Origin of the sequence: Mesorhizobium sp. M2E.F.Ca.ET.209.01.1.1 (genome assembly GCF_004010375.2) — a bacterium.
Lineage (GTDB): Bacteria > Pseudomonadota > Alphaproteobacteria > Rhizobiales > Rhizobiaceae > Mesorhizobium.
This window is the reverse complement of sequence record NZ_SADP02001377.1, coordinates 1-279: the sequence shown is the minus strand read 5'-3', so window position 1 is coordinate 279 and position 279 is coordinate 1. Positions and strand designations below refer to the sequence as shown.

General features: G+C 57.3%; 1 protein-coding gene. It reads right to left on the bottom strand.

Going from position 1 to position 279, the window contains the following annotated elements; genetic code table 11:
* Window positions 1-279 (bottom strand): NotI family restriction endonuclease (locus tag EN852_RS40475; protein ID WP_210238350.1); only part of this gene is annotated, 279 nt, incomplete at both ends.

Here is a 279-nt window from a genome sequence, read left to right as displayed (position 1 = left end):
TCCTGGCCAATCCAGCCGAAGATCTTGTTCTGATCCCAAAAGCGATTGGGGCATATCGTGATCAGGCGAGAACCTGCAACAGTCACCGAGTTGTCGGTGTGATAGCGGTGTTGCCGTATGGTGCACACCCCACCTGCCTTATTGCAGATCTGCCCCGGATAGGCGGCTTGCAGAAAGGGACAAAGAGGGCGGCCCTCCGGAAAATTCTCGTGGGCAAACTTCGTAAGCGTAGCCGCGTCCAGGCCGGCAACAAGCTTGCCGTACCATTCCCCTACGCCA